Source organism: Streptomyces sp. NPDC086766, assembly GCF_044746005.1.
Classification (GTDB): Bacteria; Actinomycetota; Actinomycetes; order Streptomycetales; family Streptomycetaceae; genus Streptomyces.
In genome coordinates, this window is the sequence record NZ_JBIVBI010000022.1 from 1 (window position 1) to 15,583 (window position 15,583).

A 15,583-nucleotide genomic window follows, 5' to 3' on the forward strand; every position below is an offset into this window, starting at 1 on the left:
GATGTCCTCGCCCTCCTCGCTGCTGCACTGGACCCGCCGCATGATCGAGATCCGCAAGCAGAACCACGCCTTCGGCCTCGGCTCCTACACCGAACAGCAGTCGTCGAATCCGGCGGTCATCGCGTTCCTGCGGGAGTACGAGGACGACCTGGTGCTGTGCGTGCACAACTTCTCCCGGTTCGCGCAGCCCACCGAGCTGGACCTGAGCGCCTTCCAGGGGCGGCACCCGGTCGAGCTCTTCGGCGGGGTGCGCTTCCCGGCCATCGGGGAGCTGCCGTATCTGCTGACCCTGGCGGGACACGGCTTCTACTGGTTCCGGCTCCGCAGGGATGCCGCCTAGTACCCGGGGGTGGGGCGGTTTCTCCCGCCCCACCCGTGGGCACGCGTCAGTCACACCCATGACCAGCGATTGGACGCGACGCCATGTCGGAAGCCGCCACACGCTCTGTCATCACCAGCAGCCCCGGCCTCCTCGCGTCCCTGGACCCGCTGCTGCGGGAGTGGCTGCCACGGCAGCGCTGGTTCGCGGGCAAGGGGCGCCCGGTCACGGGGTTCTCGCTGGTCGCCGCGACCGAGCTGCTGCCCGCGAACGGAAAGCTGGGGCTGTTCCACCTGCTCGTCCGCGCCCATCAGCCGCTCGCTCCCGTCCAGGGCGCCGTGTCCCACCCGGGCGACTGCTACCAGCTCCTGATAGGCGTGCGCGAGGCGCTGCCGCCCCGGCTGGCGCCCGCGCTGATCGGGCACGTGACGGAGGGGCCGTTCGCCGGACGCACGGTGTACGAGGCCCTGTACGACCCCCGGCCCGCCGAGGTGATCCTGGAGGCGCTGCGCACCCGGGCCCGCATCGGCGGGCTGCGTTTCGAGCGGCGGGACGACATACGCCCGGACCTGGTACCGCGCATGGTGACCGCCGAGCAGTCCAACTCCTCGGTCGTCTACGGCGATACGTTCATCCTCAAACTGCTGCGCCGGGTCGTCCCCGGCGTCAACCCGGACCTCGAGCTGCCGCTCGCGCTGGCCCGGGAGGGCTGCCCGCGGGTGCCCCCGCCGACGGCGTGGATGACGGCGGAGCTGGACGGCGAGTCGTACACGCTCGGCGTGCTCCAGCCCTTCCTGCAGGGCGCGTCGGACGGCTGGGAGCTGGCGCTGCGCGAGCTGGCCAAGGGGGAGGACTTCAGCGCCGAGGCGCGGGCGCTCGGACGCGCCACGGCCGAGGTGCACACCGCGCTCGCCCGCGCGCTGCCCACCGTCACCCTGGCCCATCTGCAGATGCAGTCGCTGGTGGACGGCATGACCGAGCGGCTGGAGGCGGCCGCGCAGGCGGTGCCCGCGCTGCGGCCGTTCGCCCCCGGTCTGTTCTCGGCGTTCGAGGCGCTCGCCGATCTCGCCGCCGAGGGCCGGACCTGGACCGCGCAACGCATCCACGGCGATCTGCACCTGGGCCAGTGCCTGCGCTCCCCGTCCGGCGAGTGGTGGCTGATCGACTTCGAGGGCGAGCCGGCCAAGCCGCTGGCGGAGCGGCGGATGCCGCAGCCCGTGGTGCGGGACGTCGCCGGGATGCTGCGCTCCTTCGACTACGCGGCGCACTCGGCCGGCGGTGCGCCCGCCCCGGAGTGGGCCGAGGCCTGCCGGGCCGCCTACTGCACCGGATACGCCGAGGTCGCCGGCCGCGACCCGCGGACCGACCCGGTGCTGCTGCGGGCCTACGAGACGGACAAGGCGATCTACGAGGTCCTCTACGAGGCCCGGCACCGCCCCGACTGGCTGCCGGTGCCGCTCGCGGCGGTGCGCCGGCTGGCCGCCCCCGACCCCACCTGACCCATCTCCGCCCACCTCCCACCTGACCTGCGCCGAGGAGGCACCGCCCGTGACCCCCCGCCCCCCGTCCAGCGGTTCGGATCCGAAGAAGACGCCCGAGCGGGCCGGCGCCGAGCAGCCGACGGCCGCCCCGCGCAGGAGCGCCCCGAGGAAGACGGCGCCCCAGACGGCCGAGAAGAACGAGAGCGCCGGGAACACCACCCGGAAGAGCGTGGAGAAGGCCGCGGCGAAGAAGACGGCGGCCCGGAAGGCGGTGACGAAGAAGGCCGCGACCAGGACGACGGAGGGGATCAAGGCGACCGCGAAGAAGACGGCGGCGAAGACCGCGGCGTCCACGGCGCGGTCCGCGCCGGAGGCGGCGGCGAAAGCCGCGCCGAGGAAGGCACCGGCGAAGAAGCCCGCCGCGAAGAGGACCCCGGCCAAGAGGACGGTCGCGGTCAAGGCGGTCGCGGAGACCGGGGGCACGGCGAACGCCGTCGCGGCCGAGGAGGCGGTGGCCGGGGCGGCCCCGGCCGGGCCGCTGGAGGTGGCCGTCTCACCGGCCCTCGACGCGGGGGACCGCGAGCGGCTGCTCGCCGGCGCGCACCACGCCCCGCACTCCGTGCTCGGCGCCCATCCGGTGCCCGGCGGGGTCGCCTTCCGGGCCTTCCGGCCGTACGCGCTGGCGGTCACGGTCCTCACCGGTGACCTGCGCGCCGAACTGCACGACGACGGGCAGGGGTTCTTCTCCGGGCTGCTGCCACTGCGGGAGGTCCCGGCCTACCGGCTGGAGGTGGCGTACGAGGGGACGGTGCAGCACACCGAGGACGCCTACGGCTTCCTGCCCACCCTCGGCGAGCTGGACCTGCATCTGATCGGCGAGGGCCGGCACGAGGAGCTGTGGCAGGTGCTGGGCGCGCACCCGATGACGCACCAGGGCGTGACCGGCACCCGCTTCTCGGTGTGGGCGCCGAACGCCCGGGGCGTGCGGGTGGCCGGCACCTTCAACTTCTGGGACGGCACCGGGTTCCCGATGCGCTCGCTCGGCTCCTCGGGCGTGTGGGAGCTGTTCGTGCCCGGCATCGGCGAGGGCGAGCTGTACAAGTTCGACATCACCCGGCCGGACGGCTCCCGGACGCTGCGCGCCGACCCGATGGCGCGCCGCACCGAGACCCCGCCGGCCACGGCCTCGGTCGTCCACGCCTCGCACTACGAGTGGCACGACCAGGAGTGGCTGGCCCGCCGCGCCGACGTCCCGGCGCACGACGCGCCCCTCTCGGTCTACGAGGTGCACCTGCCGTCCTGGCGGCCGGGACTGACGTACCGTCAACTGGCCGAGCAGCTCCCGGCGTACGTGAAGGACATGGGCTTCACGCATGTGGAGCTGATGCCGGTCGCGGAGCATCCCTTCGGCGGCTCCTGGGGCTACCAGGTCACCGGCTTCTACGCCCCCACCGCGCGCCTGGGCACCCCGGACGACTTCAAGTACCTGGTCGACGCGCTGCACCGGGCCGGCATCGGCGTGATCATGGACTGGGTGCCGGCGCACTTCCCGAAGGACGACTGGGCGCTGGCCGAGTTCGACGGGCGCCCGCTGTACGAGCACGAGGACCCGCTGCGCGCCGAGCACCCGGACTGGGGGACCCTGGAGTTCGACTTCGGCCGGCGCGAGGTGCGCAACTTCCTGGTCGCCAACGCGGTGTACTGGTGCCAGGAGTTCCACATCGACGGCCTGCGCGTGGACGCGGTCGCCTCCATGCTCTACCTCGACTACTCGCGCGAGCCAGGGCAGTGGACGCCGAACGAGTTCGGCGGCCGGGAGAACCTGGACGCGGTGGCGTTCCTGCAGGAGATGAACGCCACCGTGTACCGCCGGGCGCCGGGCGTGGTGACCATCGCCGAGGAGTCCACCGCGTGGGACGGCGTCACCCGGGCCACCCACCACCGGGGGCCGAGCGGCTTCGGCGGTCTGGGGTTCGGCCTGAAGTGGAACATGGGCTGGATGCACGACTCGCTGGAGTACATGAGCCACGAGCCGGTCCACCGCAAGTACCACCACGGCGAGATGACCTTCTCGATGGTGTACGCCTACAGCGAGAACTACGTGCTGCCGATCTCCCACGACGAGGTCGTGCACGGCAAGCGGTCGCTGGTGTCGAAGATGCCCGGCGACTGGTGGCAGCAGCGCGCGAGCCTGCGGGCCTACCTGGGCTTCATGTGGTCCCACCCCGGCAAGCAGCTGCTCTTCATGGGGCAGGAGTTCGCGCAGGGCTCGGAGTGGTCCGAGGTCCGCGGCCCCGACTGGTGGCTGCTCGACCCGGCGTACGGGGCGGAGGCCGACCACCGGGGCGTGCGGGACCTGGTGCGCGACCTCAACTCCGTCTACCGGGGCGCGCCCGCGCTGTGGCAGCGGGACGTCCATCCCGACGGCTTCCAGTGGGTCGTCGGGGACGCCGCGGACGACAACGTGTTCGCCTTCCTCCGCTACGACGCCGAGGGCAACCCGCTGCTGGCGGTCACCCATCTCGCCCCGGTGGTCCGCCCCGACTACCGCCTCGGCGTCCCCGACGACGTCCCGGCCTGGCTGGAGGTGCTCAACACCGACGCGGCCCGGTACGGCGGCGGCGACGTCGTCCACCCGGACCCGGTCAAGCCGGAGCCCCAGGGGTGGCACGGCCGTCCGGCGAGCATCCGCCTGACCCTGCCGCCCCTGGCGACGGTGTGGCTCCGGCCCGCGTAGCCGCGAACCGGGCCCGGCCGTGAACCGGGCCCGCCCGGCCGCGGGCCGTCAGCCGAGGGTGTCCGCCAGCGGCCCGGGCAGGTCGCCGGTGTGCAGCACGCCCAGCCGCTGGGTGGCCCGGGTGAGGGCGACGTACAGGTCGCTGGTGCCGTAGCGGGCGGGTTCGACGACGAGGACGGAGTCGAACTCGAGGCCCTTGGCCTGGCGCGGGTCGAGCAGGACGACCGGCCGCGTCAGGTCGGGCTCCGCGCCCGCCGTCACCCCGTCGAGCCGTGCCGCGAGCGCCCGGTGCAGATCGCGCGGGGCGATCACCGCGAGCCGGCCCTCGGCCGGGGTCAGCTCCCGCACCGCGGCGGCGACGGCGCCGGGCAGGTCGTCGGTGGCGCGGGCCCAGGGCCGCAGGCCGGTCGACCGGACCGAGCCGGGCGGCTCGAAGGCGGGGTCCTCGGCGCGGACCACGGCGGCGGCGACCTCCATGATCTCGGCCGGGGTGCGGTAGTTGACGCCGAGGCGGGTGTGCTCCCAGCGGTCCTCGACGTACGGCTGGAGGATGTCCGCCCAGGAGCCGACGCCCGCCGCCTCCGCGGTCTGCGCGGGGTCGCCGACCAGCGTCATCGAGCGGGTCGGGCTGCGCCGCATCAGCAGCCGCCAGGCCATCGGCGACAGCTCCTGCGCCTCGTCCACGATGATGTGCCCGAACGCCCAGGTACGGTCGGCGGCGGCGCGCTCGGCGGCGCTGCGGTGGTCGGCCTCCTCGTGCCGCTCGGCGAACCGCTCGGCGTCGATGATGTCGTGCGCGGACAGCACCTCGGAGCCCTCCGGGTCGCTGTCCTCCTTGTCCTCGAACTCGTAGGTCCGGGAGGCGTAGGACACGTCCAGGACGCCCTGCGCGAACGACACCTGGGCCTCGCGCTCGCGTTCGGCGCGGGCGCGGACCGCGCGGTCGTCCTCGCCGAGCAGTTCGGCGGCCTCGTCGAGCAGCGGCACGTCGGCCACGGTCCAGGCGCGCGTCACGGGGCGGCGGACGGCGTCCGCGTCCGCCTCGGAGAGGTATCCGTCGGGCGCGGCGAGGAAGTCCGCGACCAGCCGCCGCGGGGTGAGCCGGGGCCACAACCCGTCGATGGCGGACCAGACTTCCGGGTTCTCGGCGAGCTCGTCGCGGATCTGGGTGATGTCACTGGGGTCGAGCAGGTTCGAGCCGTCGTAGGGGTCGGTGCCGATCCGCTCGGCGACCAGATCGGTGAGTGTGTTGAGGATGTGGCCCTCGAAGTGCTCGCGCGCCGCGTTGTGCGGCAGCCCGGTGGCGCGGGTGCGCTCGCGGGCGACGTTCACCAGGCCGTCGTCGAGCATCAGGACCTCGCGGTCGTGCTCGATCGTGACGACCGGGTCGGGCAGCGCCTGCCGGTCGCGTACGACGGCGGCGAGCACGTCGGCCATCTCGGCGCGGCCCTTCACCGCGGCCGCCTCCGGGGTGTCGGCCGCCGTCGCCCGTACGCCGGGGAACAGTTCGCCCACGGTCGCCAGCAGGACGCCGGTCTCGCCGAGGGAGGGCAGCACCTCGCCGATGTAGCCGAGGAAGGCCGGGTTGGGTCCGACGATCAGGACGGCCCGCCTGGCGAGCAGGTCCCGGTGCTCGTAGAGCAGGTAGGCCGCGCGGTGCAGCGCGACCGCGGTCTTGCCGGTGCCCGGACCGCCCTCCACCACGAGCACCCCGCGGTGCGGCGCCCGGATGATGCGGTCCTGGTCGGCCTGGATGGTCCGCACGATGTCGCCCATGCGGCCGGTGCGCGCGGAGTCGAGGGCGGCGAGCAGCACCGCGTCGCCGGTCGGGTCCTCGTGGCCGGTGCGGGTGGCGTCGCCGAGGTCGAGGATCTCGTCGTGCAGGGCGGTGACCCGGCGGCCCTCGGTGGAGATGTGCCGGCGCCGGCGCAGGCCCATCGGGGTGTGGCCGGTGGCGAGGTAGAAGGGGCGGGCGACGTCGGCCCGCCAGTCGATCAGGACCGGTGTGCGGTCGGCGTCGTCGGCGCGCAGCCCGATGCGGCCGATGTGGTGGCTGATGCCGGAGGCGAGGTCGATCCGGCCGAAGCACAGCGAGCCGTCCACGGCGTTCAGCGCGGCGAGCAGCCCCGAGCGCTCGGCGACGAGGATGTCCCGCTCCAGCCTGGCCTGCATGGGCTTGTCGCCCTGCGCGAGCGCGTCCGCGACCGAGGTCTCGGTGTCGCCGCGCAGCGCGTCCACGCGCGCGTACAGCCCGTCGACGAATTCCTGTTCGCGCCGCAATTCAACGTCCGGAAATTCGGTGTTTGACAATTCCGCTCCCGCCCGGATATACTGTGCTCACTGAACTTATTCGCGACCCATTTCTCTGAAGTCGCGAATCGACGAATATACGCGAAGAAATCCCCCGAGCGCAATCGCTCGGGGGATTTCCTCATATCCGGGTGCGGTCACGGCACGTCCGTCACAGCACCTCGGAGAGCTCCTCCAGGAGCCGGCGCCTGGGCGGGGCCCCCACCATCGCCTTCACGGGCTCGCCGTCGCGGAACACCATGAAGGTGGGCATCGACAGCACCTTGTACGCGTTCGTGGTCTCCGGGTTGGTGTCCACGTCCAGCTGCACCACCTTGAGCCGGCCGCCCTCCTCGGCGGCGAGCGCGGTGAGCACCGGCCCCATCTGCCGGCACGGCGGACACCAGTCGGCGGTGAACTCCACCAGCACCGGCAGGTCCGAGCCGAGCACCTCCGTCCCGAAGTCCCCGTCGGTCACCTCTGCCACACCCGCGGCCTTGATCACTGCTCCTGCCCTCCCAGTTCGCACCGCGGCTCCGGACCTCCCGGAACCCGCGCCTCGGCGGCCAGCCCGTCCCGGGCCCGCTCGGCCCTCGCGAGCTGCGCGCCGACCTGCGCCCGCACCGCCCGGAGCTCGCCGATCAGCGCGTCGAGCTCGTCCAGCTTGCGCCGGTAGACCATGAGCGAGGCCGGGCAGGAGTCGCCCTCCGGGTGCCCGGCCCGCAGGCACTCCACGAACGGCCGCGTCTCCTCCAGGTCGAACCCGAAGTCCCGCAGCGTCCTGATCTGCCGGAGCAGCTTCAGGTCCGCCTCGTCGTACGTCCGGTGCCCGTTGGGGTCCCGCCGCGCTCGCAGCAGTCCCCGCGACTCGTAGTACCGCAGGGTCCGCGTGGTGGTCCCGGCCCGCTCGGCCAGCTCGCCGATTCGCATGGACAGGAACGTACGCCTTGACGCCGACGTCAAGGCAAGCACGGCGGCGGCGCGGGTCCGCTCCCCTCCGCTCCGTCCGCTCAGGCTCCGACTCCGGCGGACTCCTCCACCTCCATCAGCGAGGCGCTGTGCCGCTCCTCGTCGAAGGCCCTGCGGCCGCCCCGCAGGCCGAACAGGCGCTTGGCCAGGGCGATGTAGAGGACGGCGAGGATGTTGAGGACCAGCGTGGCGATCTTCACGGCGCTGACGTGCTCGGTGAGCTCGTAGACCTCCAGTGGCAGGAAGGCCGCGGTGGCGACCACGGTGAGGTACTCGGCCCAGCGCTTGGCGTACCACAGGCCGACCGCCTCGACGAGCTCGACCAGCGCGTACGTCAGCAGCAGCGCGGCCACCAGCAGCAGAGTGGAGTGCCTGTAGCCGAAGGTCTTCTGGACGGTGCCGACGACCGGCGAGTGGTCGAGGTCGTAGTGGAAGTGCCGGAAGACCGGGCGGAAGACGGCGAGGTTCTCCTCGAAGAGCCGGCGCACCGCGTCCTGGCTGTTGCTGAACTTCCACACGGCGACCGCGACCAGCACGATGAAGACCCCGCGCACGGCCCGCTCGATCGCCAGGAAGCGCAGGATGAACAGGTCCCGAAGCACCTTCCCGCGCGGCACCAGCGGGGCGTCGGCGGCCGGTCCCGAACCGTGCGGCTCACCGAGCACGAAGTCGCCGCAGCGCAGGCAGCGCCACGCGTCCCCGAGGGCGGTCCGGGTGTGCAGCCGGACCCGCAGCCGGGGGTCGTCCGGCGCGTAGGTCACGTGCCCCTTGCGCGCGCAGTGGCGCCGGTCCCAGTCGATCTTCATGTCCCCCGTACCTCCGCAGAGCCTCGCACGCACACGGAACGTGCCGTGCCGGTTGATCCGGCACGGCACGCTAGTGCATCCGGGGAAGAGGGCGGTACGAGGGGCCGCTGGTCAGCGCGCGGCGCCGAGCGCCGGCTCCCGCTCCTCCTCGGCCGCCGCGTCCGGGGCGGGGGCCTCCCGGCCGGGCAGCAGCAGGGCGACGAGGAGCGTGCCCACGCCGAGGACCACGGCGCCGACCAGGCTGGTGTGCGCGACCGCGTCGGAGAAGGCGGAGCCGACCGCGTCCTTCATCTGCCGGGCGCCCTGGGCGAGCTGCCCGGCCTGTGCCTTCAACTGGGCGGCCTGCTGGGGGTCACCCGCCCCGGCGGCCTGCTCGGCGAGCCGCCGCGCCTTCGCGCCGATGCCCCAGGCGACCTGGTAGCCGGCGCCGACGGAGTCCTGCGCGGTGGACAGCGCGCTCGGCGGGAGCGTGCTGCCGGCCGTGGCGCCGGAGAGGTGGTGCGCGTACGAGGTCGACAGCAGCGAGCCGAGGACGGCGATGCCGAGCGAGCCGCCGAGCTCCAGCGAGGTGTCGTTCACGGCGCCGCCGACGCCCAGCTCGGACTCCGGGAAGGCGCCCATGATGGCGTCGGTGCAGGGCGAGAGCGCGAGCCCGATCGCCAGGCCGAGGATGACCAGCGGGGCCACGAAGTCGCCGTAGGACGACCCGGCGTCCACCCGCGTGAGCAGGGCGAGGGCGGCGGTGCCGCCGACCATGCCCGCGGTCACGGTGAGCCTCATGCCGACGCGCGGGGTGAGGTAGCCGGTCAGCGCCGAGCCGGCGAAGACGGCGCCGGCGAGCGGCAGCATCCGCAGGCCGGTGCCCAGGGCGTCGTACCCGAGGACGAACTGCAGGTGCTGGGTGAGGTAGTAGAAGGCGCCGAAGACGGCCAGGAAGAACAGCGCGACGGCGAGGTTGGACCCGGCGAAACGGCGGTGCGCGAAGCGGCGGACGTCCAGCACGGGACGCGGGTGGCGCAGCTCCCACAGGACGAAGGCGGCCAGACCCACGCCGGCGACGACCGCGGCCGTGACCGCCTTGACGCCCCAGCCGAAGTGCGGGCCCTCGATGATCATGTAGATCAGGGCGCCGATCCAGACCACCGACAGCAGTCCGCCGACGTAGTCGATGCGGTCGTGGTGGCCGGCCCTGGACGGCGGGACCAGGACGAAGGCGGCGACCAGCGCGACGGCGGCGATCGGCACGTTGATCAGGAAGGTCGAGGACCAGCCGTGGTTCCTGAGCAGCGCTCCGGCGACGACCGGTCCGGCCGCGATGGCGAGTCCGGCGGTCGCGGTCCACAGGGTGATCGCCTTGGCGCGCTCGGCGCGCGGGAAGGTGGCGGCCAGCAGCGAGAGCGTGGCCGGCATGATCAGCGCGGCACCCACCCCCATCACCGCGCGGGCCGCGATGACCGTGGCGGCGCTGTCGGCGAGATAGCCGAAGACTGCCCCGCCGCCGAACACGACGAGCCCGAGGACGAGCGCACCGCGCCGGCTGTACTTGTCGCCGATCGCGCCGAGCAGCAGCATCAGCGCGGCGTAGGGGACGGTGTAGCCGTCGATCACCCATTGCAGGTCCGCGCTGGACAGCCCGAGGTCCCTCGTCATGTCGGGCGCGGCGACCGTGAGGGCGGTGTTCGCCATCACGATGATCAGCAGGCTCAGGCAGAGCACCAGGAGCGCCCACCAGCGCCGGGCGTAGGGGCGGTCCGTCCTCTCGACCGGTTCCGTCATGACGAGTCGCATGGCTTCGGGTCGCCTTCCTCACAGACGTGCGCGACGGCACTGACACGAGCAACTTGCACAGGGAAGCGCAATTGCACAACCATGTGCAATGTACGGTCACTGCACAGCGTTGTGCAAATGGAGGAGGTGAAGCCCTGGCGGAGGAACCGGGGAGACCGGCCGCGGGGCGTGCAGAATGGCAGCCATGTCCACGGGTAACACCAGTCGCGCCGACGCGAACCGGCGCCGCATCCTCGATGTCGCCCTCGCCGAGCTGCTGCGGGATCCCGACGCGTCCATGGACCAGATCGCGCGCGCGGCGGGCGTCGTACGGCGGACGGTGTACGGGCACTTCCCCAGCCGCGAGGCCCTGATCAGCACCCTCGTCGACGGTGCGGTGCAGGCGCTGGCGGACGCCCACGCGGCGGGCCGGGAGGGCGTCGCGGATCCGGCGGAGGCGGTGGCGCGCTCGGTGCTGGCGGTCTGGGAGATCGCCGACCGCTACCGGCTGCTCATCGCGCTCGCCCAGCGCACGGTCACCATGCAGGGCATCCGCGAGCGCCTCGCCCCGGTCCGGGAGAGCGCCGTGGAGCTGCTCCAGCGGGGTCTCGACCGGGGGGTCTTCGTCTCCCCGCTGCCCGCGCCGGCCCTGGCGTACGTGCACGAGCAGATGCTGTTCGCGGTGATGGAGGCGGTGAACGACGGCCTGCTCACGGCAGAGGAGGCGGGCCGCTCCGCCGCGGTCACCGTCCTGGCCGCGGCGGGCGTGCCCGCCTCCCTGGCCACCGCGCTGGTGGCGAAGACGATCGACTGACACCGGCGGTCGGCCCCGGCAACGGACGGCTCCGGCTGCGGCTGCGGCTGCGGCTGCGGCTGCGGCTGCGGCGGGGACGAACGGCTGCCTGCCGCGGGAACGCGGACGAACGGCTGACGCGGGCCGCGGGGGCGGCCGGACGCCGAGAGCCCGGCCCCGGATCAGGCGGGGTCGGGCTCTCGGTGGGGGCCGGGGCGGCCGCATCCGCCGGCCGGCCCGCGGCCGGGGCGGACGCCCCGGCCGTTCCAGGGGTTACGCCTTGGCCAGCTCCTTCTCGCCGTCCTCGCGCTGCCCGGGCAGATCGCCGGAGTCGCCCTCGGCGTCGTCCAGCAGCGTCTTCTCGTCGAAGGGCAGCTCACCGGCGAGCACCCGGCGGACCCGGTCGCGGTCGATCTCCTTGGTCCAGGTGCCGATCAGGACCGTGGCGACGGCGTTGCCCGCGAAGTTCGTCAGGGCGCGGGCCTCGCTCATGAAGCGGTCGATGCCGACGATCAGGCCGACGCCGTCGACCAGGGCCGGCTTGTGCGACTGCAGGCCGCCGGCCAGCGTGGCCAGGCCGGCGCCGCTGACGCCCGCCGCGCCCTTAGAGGCGAGCAGCAGGAACAGCAGCAGCGGGATCTGCTCGCCGACCGACATCGGGGTGCCCAGGGCGTCGGCGATGTAGAGGGACGCCATGGTCATGTAGATCATGGTGCCGTCGAGGTTGAAGGAGTAGCCGGTCGGGACGGTGATGCCGACCACCGGCTTGCTGACGCCCAGGTGCTCCATCTTCGCGATCAGCCGCGGCAGCGCGGACTCGGAGGAGGAGGTGGACAGGATCAGCAGGAACTCGCGGGCCAGGTACTTGAAGAGCGAGAGGACGTTCAGCCCGGAGATCACGCGCAGCAGCGCGCCGAGCACGACGAAGACAAACAGGAAGCAGGTGACGTAGAAGCCGAGCATCAGCACGGCGAGGCTCTTCAGCGCGTCCACGCCGGCCGAGCCGACGACCGCGGCGATCGCGCCGAAGGCGCCGATCGGGGCGGCCCACATCACCATGGCGAGGATGCGGAAGACGAGCCGCTGGATGTGCTCGACGCCCCGCAGCACCGGCTGCCCGGCCGCACCCATCGCCTGCAGCGCGAACCCGGCGAGCAGCGCGACGAGGAGGGTCTGCAGGACCTGGCCCTCGGTGAAGGCGGAGACGAACGTGACCGGGATGATCGACAGCACGAAGTCCACGGGCGGCAGCGCGTCCGCCGAGACCTGGGCGTGGCCGGTCTCCTTGAGGGCGTTGGTCAGGTGCAGCCCGTCGCCCGGGTGCAGGACGTTGCCGACCACCAGGCCGATGGTCAGGGCCACCAGCGACATCACCAGGAAGTAGCCGAGCGCGATACCGCCGACGGCACCGACCTTGGCCGCCTTGCGCACCGAGCCGATGCCCAGCACGATCGTGCAGAAGATGATCGGCGAGATCATCATCTTGATCAGGTTGACGAAGCCGGTGCCCAGCGGCTTCAGCTCCACCGCGAAGTCCGGGGCGATCAGGCCCACGCCGATGCCTATCACCACGGCGACGATCACGGCGATGTACAGATAATGGGTGCGGTCCCGCCTCACGGCGGGTGCGGCAGGTGCCGTATCGGGGGTGCTGGCGGCCACGGCTGCCCTCCTTGACGTCTTCGTCGGCATCACCGGCGTGCGGCTCACGTCCGGGGGATCAGGGTCTGTCCGGCCGGTCGTGCCGCAGACGCGGGGTCCGGCACGCACATCCGCGGCGTTGTCGTCGGTCGCCGACGCTCCGCGTCGACTCCCTCCTCCGCCTTGCAGCTGCACGCACCGGACCCCACTCGCCGGCGTCGATCGGTCACCGTCGCTTTTCTGCGCCACGACCGGCCGGACAGACCCCGAGGGAACACCGTGACTATCTCCCGCCCTGTGAGGGCGGTCACCCTTCCGTTCATTTAGTTCACGCCACGACTCGGAGGCAGACTGACGGCATGCGCCTCCCCGTCCCCCCGAGACCTCGCAGCCTGGCGGGCCAGCTCTTCGCCATGCAGGCCGTGCTGCTCGCGCTCGTCGTGGCCGGATATGCACTGTTCACCTACGTCAGCGACCGCGGCCAGGCCGAGGAGGCGGCCCGGCGGCAGGCCACGGCGGTGGCCCGCTCGATCGCCGACGCCCCGTCGGTGCGGGCGGCGATCGGCTCCCCCGACCCCACCGCGCTGCTTCAGCCGTACGCGCTGAAGGTCCAGCACGACACCGGCGTGGACTTCGTCACGATCATGAATCCGCAGGGCATCCGCTGGACCCACCCGCAGCGCTCCGAGATAGGCAAGCGCTTCCTCGGCACCATCTCCCGGGCCCAGCGCGGCGAGACGTTCACCGAGACCTACACCGGCACCCTCGGGCCGTCCGTCCGCGCGGTCACGCCCGTCACGGCGGACGGCCGCGTCGTCGGGCTGGTCAGCGCCGGCATCAAGGTCACGGCGATCAGCCAGCGGGTCCAGGTCACGGCGCTGCTCGGGGTCGCGGCCGGGGTCCTCGCGCTCGGCGCGATCGGCACGTACGTCATCAACGCCCGGCTGCGCCGGCACACCCACGGCATGAACGCCGCGGAGCTCAGTCGGATGCACGACTATCATCAGGCCGCGCTGCACGCGGTGCGCGAGGGGCTGCTGATGCTGGACGCGCAGTACCGGGTGGCGCTCATCAACGACGGCGGGCGGGAACTGCTGGGCGTGCCGAGGGAGAAGGACGTGGTGGGGACGTCGGTGGCGGACCTCGGGCTCCCGGTGCCCCTCACCGGCGCCCTGCTGGCCTCCGAACAGCGGGTGGACGAGGTGCATCTGACGGCGTCGCGGGTCCTGGTGGTGAACACCTCCCCGGTGTCCGGCGGAGAGCGCCGGGGCAGCGTGGTGACCCTGCGCGATGTCACCGAACTCCAGTCTTTGATGGGCGAGTTGGATTCCGAGCGGGGCTTCGTGCAGGCGCTGCGGTCGCAGGCGCACGAGGCGGCGAACCGCCTGCACACGGTGGTCTCGCTGATCGAACTGGGCCGGGCTGAGGAGGCGGCGGCCTTCGCGACGGCGGAGCTGGAGCTGGCCCAGGCGCTGACCGACCAGGTGGTCGCGGCGGTGAGCGAGCCGGTGCTGGCCGCGCTGCTGCTCGGCAAGACGGCGCAGGCCAACGAGCGGGGCGTGGAGCTGGTGGTGTCGCCGGACAGCGGCCTGGACGACGGACTGCTGCCCGAGGCGCTTCCGGCCCGGGACCTGGTGACGATCCTCGGCAACCTGGTCGACAACGCGGTCGACGCGGCCCTTGGCGGTATGCCGGCGCGGGTGACGGTGACCGCGCGCACCGAGGGCGCGGAACTGCTGCTGCGCGTGACGGACACCGGTGCGGGGGTCGATCCCGCCCACGCCGACCTGGTGTTCCAGCGCGGGTTCTCCACCAAGCCGGCCGGCCCCGACGGCCGCGGCCTCGGACTGGCGCTCGTCCGGCAGGCGGTGCACCGCCACGGCGGGACGCTGAGCGTGGCGGAGGCCGAGGAGGGCGGGGCGGTGTTCGAGGTGCGGCTGCCGCTGGCGGACGGGGCCCGGAGCCGGGTACCGGTCCAGGCCGGGGACGGCGACGGAGTGCCCGGAGGCGAGGCATGACCCCGTCGGAGCCCATCCGCGTCCTCGTCGTGGAGGACGACCCGGTCGCGGCGGACGCGCACGTGATGTACGTGGGCCGGGTGCCCGGGTTCGTCGCCGTGGGCACCGCGCACACCGGCGCGCAGGCACGGCGGATGCTCGACCGCACGCCGGTGGACCTGCTGCTGCTCGACCTGCACCTGCCGGACGGGCACGGCCTGCACCTGGCCCGCTCGCTGCGGGCCGCCGGGCACCAGGCGGACGTCATAGCGGTGACCTCGGCGAGGGACCTGGCGGTGGTCCGGGAGGGGGTGTCGCTGGGGGTGGTCCAGTACGTGCTCAAGCCGTTCACCTTCGCGACGCTGCGGGACCGGCTGGTGCGGTACGCCGAGTTCCACGCGGCGGCCGGGGAGGCCAGCGGGCAGGACGAGGTGGACCGGGCGCTGGCGACCCTGCGCGCACCGGGACCGGCCGCGCTGCCCAAGGGGCTGAGCGCGCCGACCCTGGAGCGGGTGACGGGGGCGCTGCGGGAGGCGCCGGAGGGGCTCACGGCCGCGGCCCTGGCCGAGGCCGTCGGCATCTCCCGCATCACGGCCCGGCGGTACCTGGAGCACCTGGTGGAGGCGGGCCGGGCCGGCCGGAGCCCCCTGTACGGGCAGGTGGGCCGACCCGAACTGGTCTACCGCTGGCTCCGGGACACGGGCCGGACGCGGTAGACGGGAGCGGACGCACGACGGCCCGGCGGGGCGGTCGAGGGGCGACTTCCCCGAGGGCCCGCCCTCGC

The 15,583-nt window shown here is 73.2% G+C and carries 12 protein-coding genes; 6 read left to right on the forward strand and 6 right to left on the reverse strand.

Annotated features, from left to right (window positions below; translation table 11 throughout):
* The 3 genes from ACIPM1_RS29630 to glgB form a co-directional block, all read left to right on the forward strand.
* The coding region (locus tag ACIPM1_RS29630; RefSeq protein ID WP_402439766.1) for an alpha-glucosidase C-terminal domain-containing protein at nucleotides 1–340 on the forward strand (340 nt) is incomplete at its 5' end.
* A gap of 83 nt (nucleotides 341–423) precedes the next feature.
* Entirely contained in the window at nucleotides 424–1,818 is a 1,395-nt protein-coding gene (locus ACIPM1_RS29635) for a phosphotransferase (protein WP_402439768.1), read from the forward strand.
* A 49-nt stretch (nucleotides 1,819–1,867) separates the two neighbouring features.
* Nucleotides 1,868–4,537, forward strand: coding sequence for a 1,4-alpha-glucan branching enzyme (gene glgB, locus ACIPM1_RS29640; RefSeq protein WP_402439770.1), 2,670 nt, complete (start codon nucleotides 1,868–1,870; stop codon nucleotides 4,535–4,537).
* A 48-nt stretch (nucleotides 4,538–4,585) separates the two neighbouring features.
* Here glgB and ACIPM1_RS29645 read toward each other — a convergent pair whose 3' ends face one another.
* The 5 genes from ACIPM1_RS29645 to ACIPM1_RS29665 all read right to left on the reverse strand — a co-directional run bounded on the left by ACIPM1_RS29645 (nucleotide 4,586) and on the right by ACIPM1_RS29665 (nucleotide 10,389).
* Nucleotides 4,586–6,847 carry a HelD family protein gene (locus ACIPM1_RS29645; RefSeq protein ID WP_402439772.1) on the reverse strand — a complete coding sequence of 754 codons (2,262 nt, stop codon included), beginning with the start codon at nucleotides 6,845–6,847 and terminating at the stop codon, nucleotides 4,586–4,588.
* 151 nt (nucleotides 6,848–6,998) lie between these two features.
* The gene (locus ACIPM1_RS29650) at nucleotides 6,999–7,331 is read right to left on the reverse strand and encodes a thioredoxin family protein (RefSeq protein WP_402439774.1); all 333 of its coding nucleotides are present in this window, start codon (nucleotides 7,329–7,331) and stop codon (nucleotides 6,999–7,001) included.
* Nucleotides 7,328–7,756, reverse strand: a complete 429-nt coding sequence (locus ACIPM1_RS29655; RefSeq protein ID WP_402439776.1) for a MerR family transcriptional regulator — start codon at nucleotides 7,754–7,756, stop codon at nucleotides 7,328–7,330. Before ACIPM1_RS29655 ends, ACIPM1_RS29650 begins: the two co-directional genes overlap by 4 nt.
* Nucleotides 7,757–7,836: 80 nt before the next feature.
* Nucleotides 7,837–8,601, reverse strand: a complete 765-nt coding sequence (locus tag ACIPM1_RS29660; protein WP_402439778.1) for a DUF2127 domain-containing protein — start codon at nucleotides 8,599–8,601, stop codon at nucleotides 7,837–7,839.
* 111 nt (nucleotides 8,602–8,712) lie between these two features.
* On the reverse strand, nucleotides 8,713–10,389 hold the full coding sequence (locus ACIPM1_RS29665; protein WP_402439780.1) for an MFS transporter: 1,677 nt from the start codon (nucleotides 10,387–10,389) through the stop codon (nucleotides 8,713–8,715).
* A 175-nt stretch (nucleotides 10,390–10,564) separates the two neighbouring features.
* Between ACIPM1_RS29665 and ACIPM1_RS29670 the strand changes: the two genes are divergently transcribed.
* Nucleotides 10,565–11,182 (forward strand): TetR/AcrR family transcriptional regulator, encoded by a 618-nt coding sequence (locus ACIPM1_RS29670; RefSeq protein WP_402439782.1) that lies wholly within the window; start codon nucleotides 10,565–10,567, stop codon nucleotides 11,180–11,182.
* A 252-nt stretch (nucleotides 11,183–11,434) separates the two neighbouring features.
* Here ACIPM1_RS29670 and ACIPM1_RS29675 read toward each other — a convergent pair whose 3' ends face one another.
* A complete protein-coding gene (locus ACIPM1_RS29675) occupies nucleotides 11,435–12,853 on the reverse strand; it encodes a cation:dicarboxylate symporter family transporter (protein ID WP_402439918.1) in 1,419 nt (472 codons plus the stop codon).
* 308 nt (nucleotides 12,854–13,161) lie between these two features.
* Here ACIPM1_RS29675 and ACIPM1_RS29680 point away from each other — a divergent pair, with 308 nt between their 5' ends.
* Both ACIPM1_RS29680 and ACIPM1_RS29685 read left to right on the forward strand, forming a co-directional pair.
* A complete protein-coding gene (locus ACIPM1_RS29680; protein ID WP_402439784.1) occupies nucleotides 13,162–14,820 on the forward strand; it encodes an ATP-binding protein in 1,659 nt (552 codons plus the stop codon).
* On the forward strand, nucleotides 14,817–15,515 hold the full coding sequence (locus tag ACIPM1_RS29685) for a response regulator (protein ID WP_402439786.1): 699 nt from the start codon (nucleotides 14,817–14,819) through the stop codon (nucleotides 15,513–15,515). Before ACIPM1_RS29680 ends, ACIPM1_RS29685 begins: the two co-directional genes overlap by 4 nt.
* Nucleotides 15,516–15,583: the final 68 nt, after the last annotated feature.

Bases quoted from the DNA above. Each gene is read 5' to 3' on its own strand.
- ACIPM1_RS29685 (WP_402439786.1), top strand. From the start codon at position 14,817: ATGACCCCGTCGGAGCCCATCCGCGTCCTCGTCGTGGAGGACGACCCG.
- ACIPM1_RS29665 (WP_402439780.1), bottom strand. From the start codon at position 10,389: ATGCGACTCGTCATGACGGAACCGGTCGAGAGGACGGACCGCCCCTAC.
- ACIPM1_RS29680 (WP_402439784.1), top strand. From the start codon at position 13,162: ATGCGCCTCCCCGTCCCCCCGAGACCTCGCAGCCTGGCGGGCCAGCTC.
- ACIPM1_RS29655 (WP_402439776.1), bottom strand. From the start codon at position 7,756: ATGCGAATCGGCGAGCTGGCCGAGCGGGCCGGGACCACCACGCGGACC.
- ACIPM1_RS29635 (WP_402439768.1), top strand. From the start codon at position 424: ATGTCGGAAGCCGCCACACGCTCTGTCATCACCAGCAGCCCCGGCCTC.
- ACIPM1_RS29675 (WP_402439918.1), bottom strand. From the start codon at position 12,853: ATGCCGACGAAGACGTCAAGGAGGGCAGCCGTGGCCGCCAGCACCCCC.
- ACIPM1_RS29660 (WP_402439778.1), bottom strand. From the start codon at position 8,601: ATGAAGATCGACTGGGACCGGCGCCACTGCGCGCGCAAGGGGCACGTG.
- ACIPM1_RS29670 (WP_402439782.1), top strand. From the start codon at position 10,565: ATGGCAGCCATGTCCACGGGTAACACCAGTCGCGCCGACGCGAACCGG.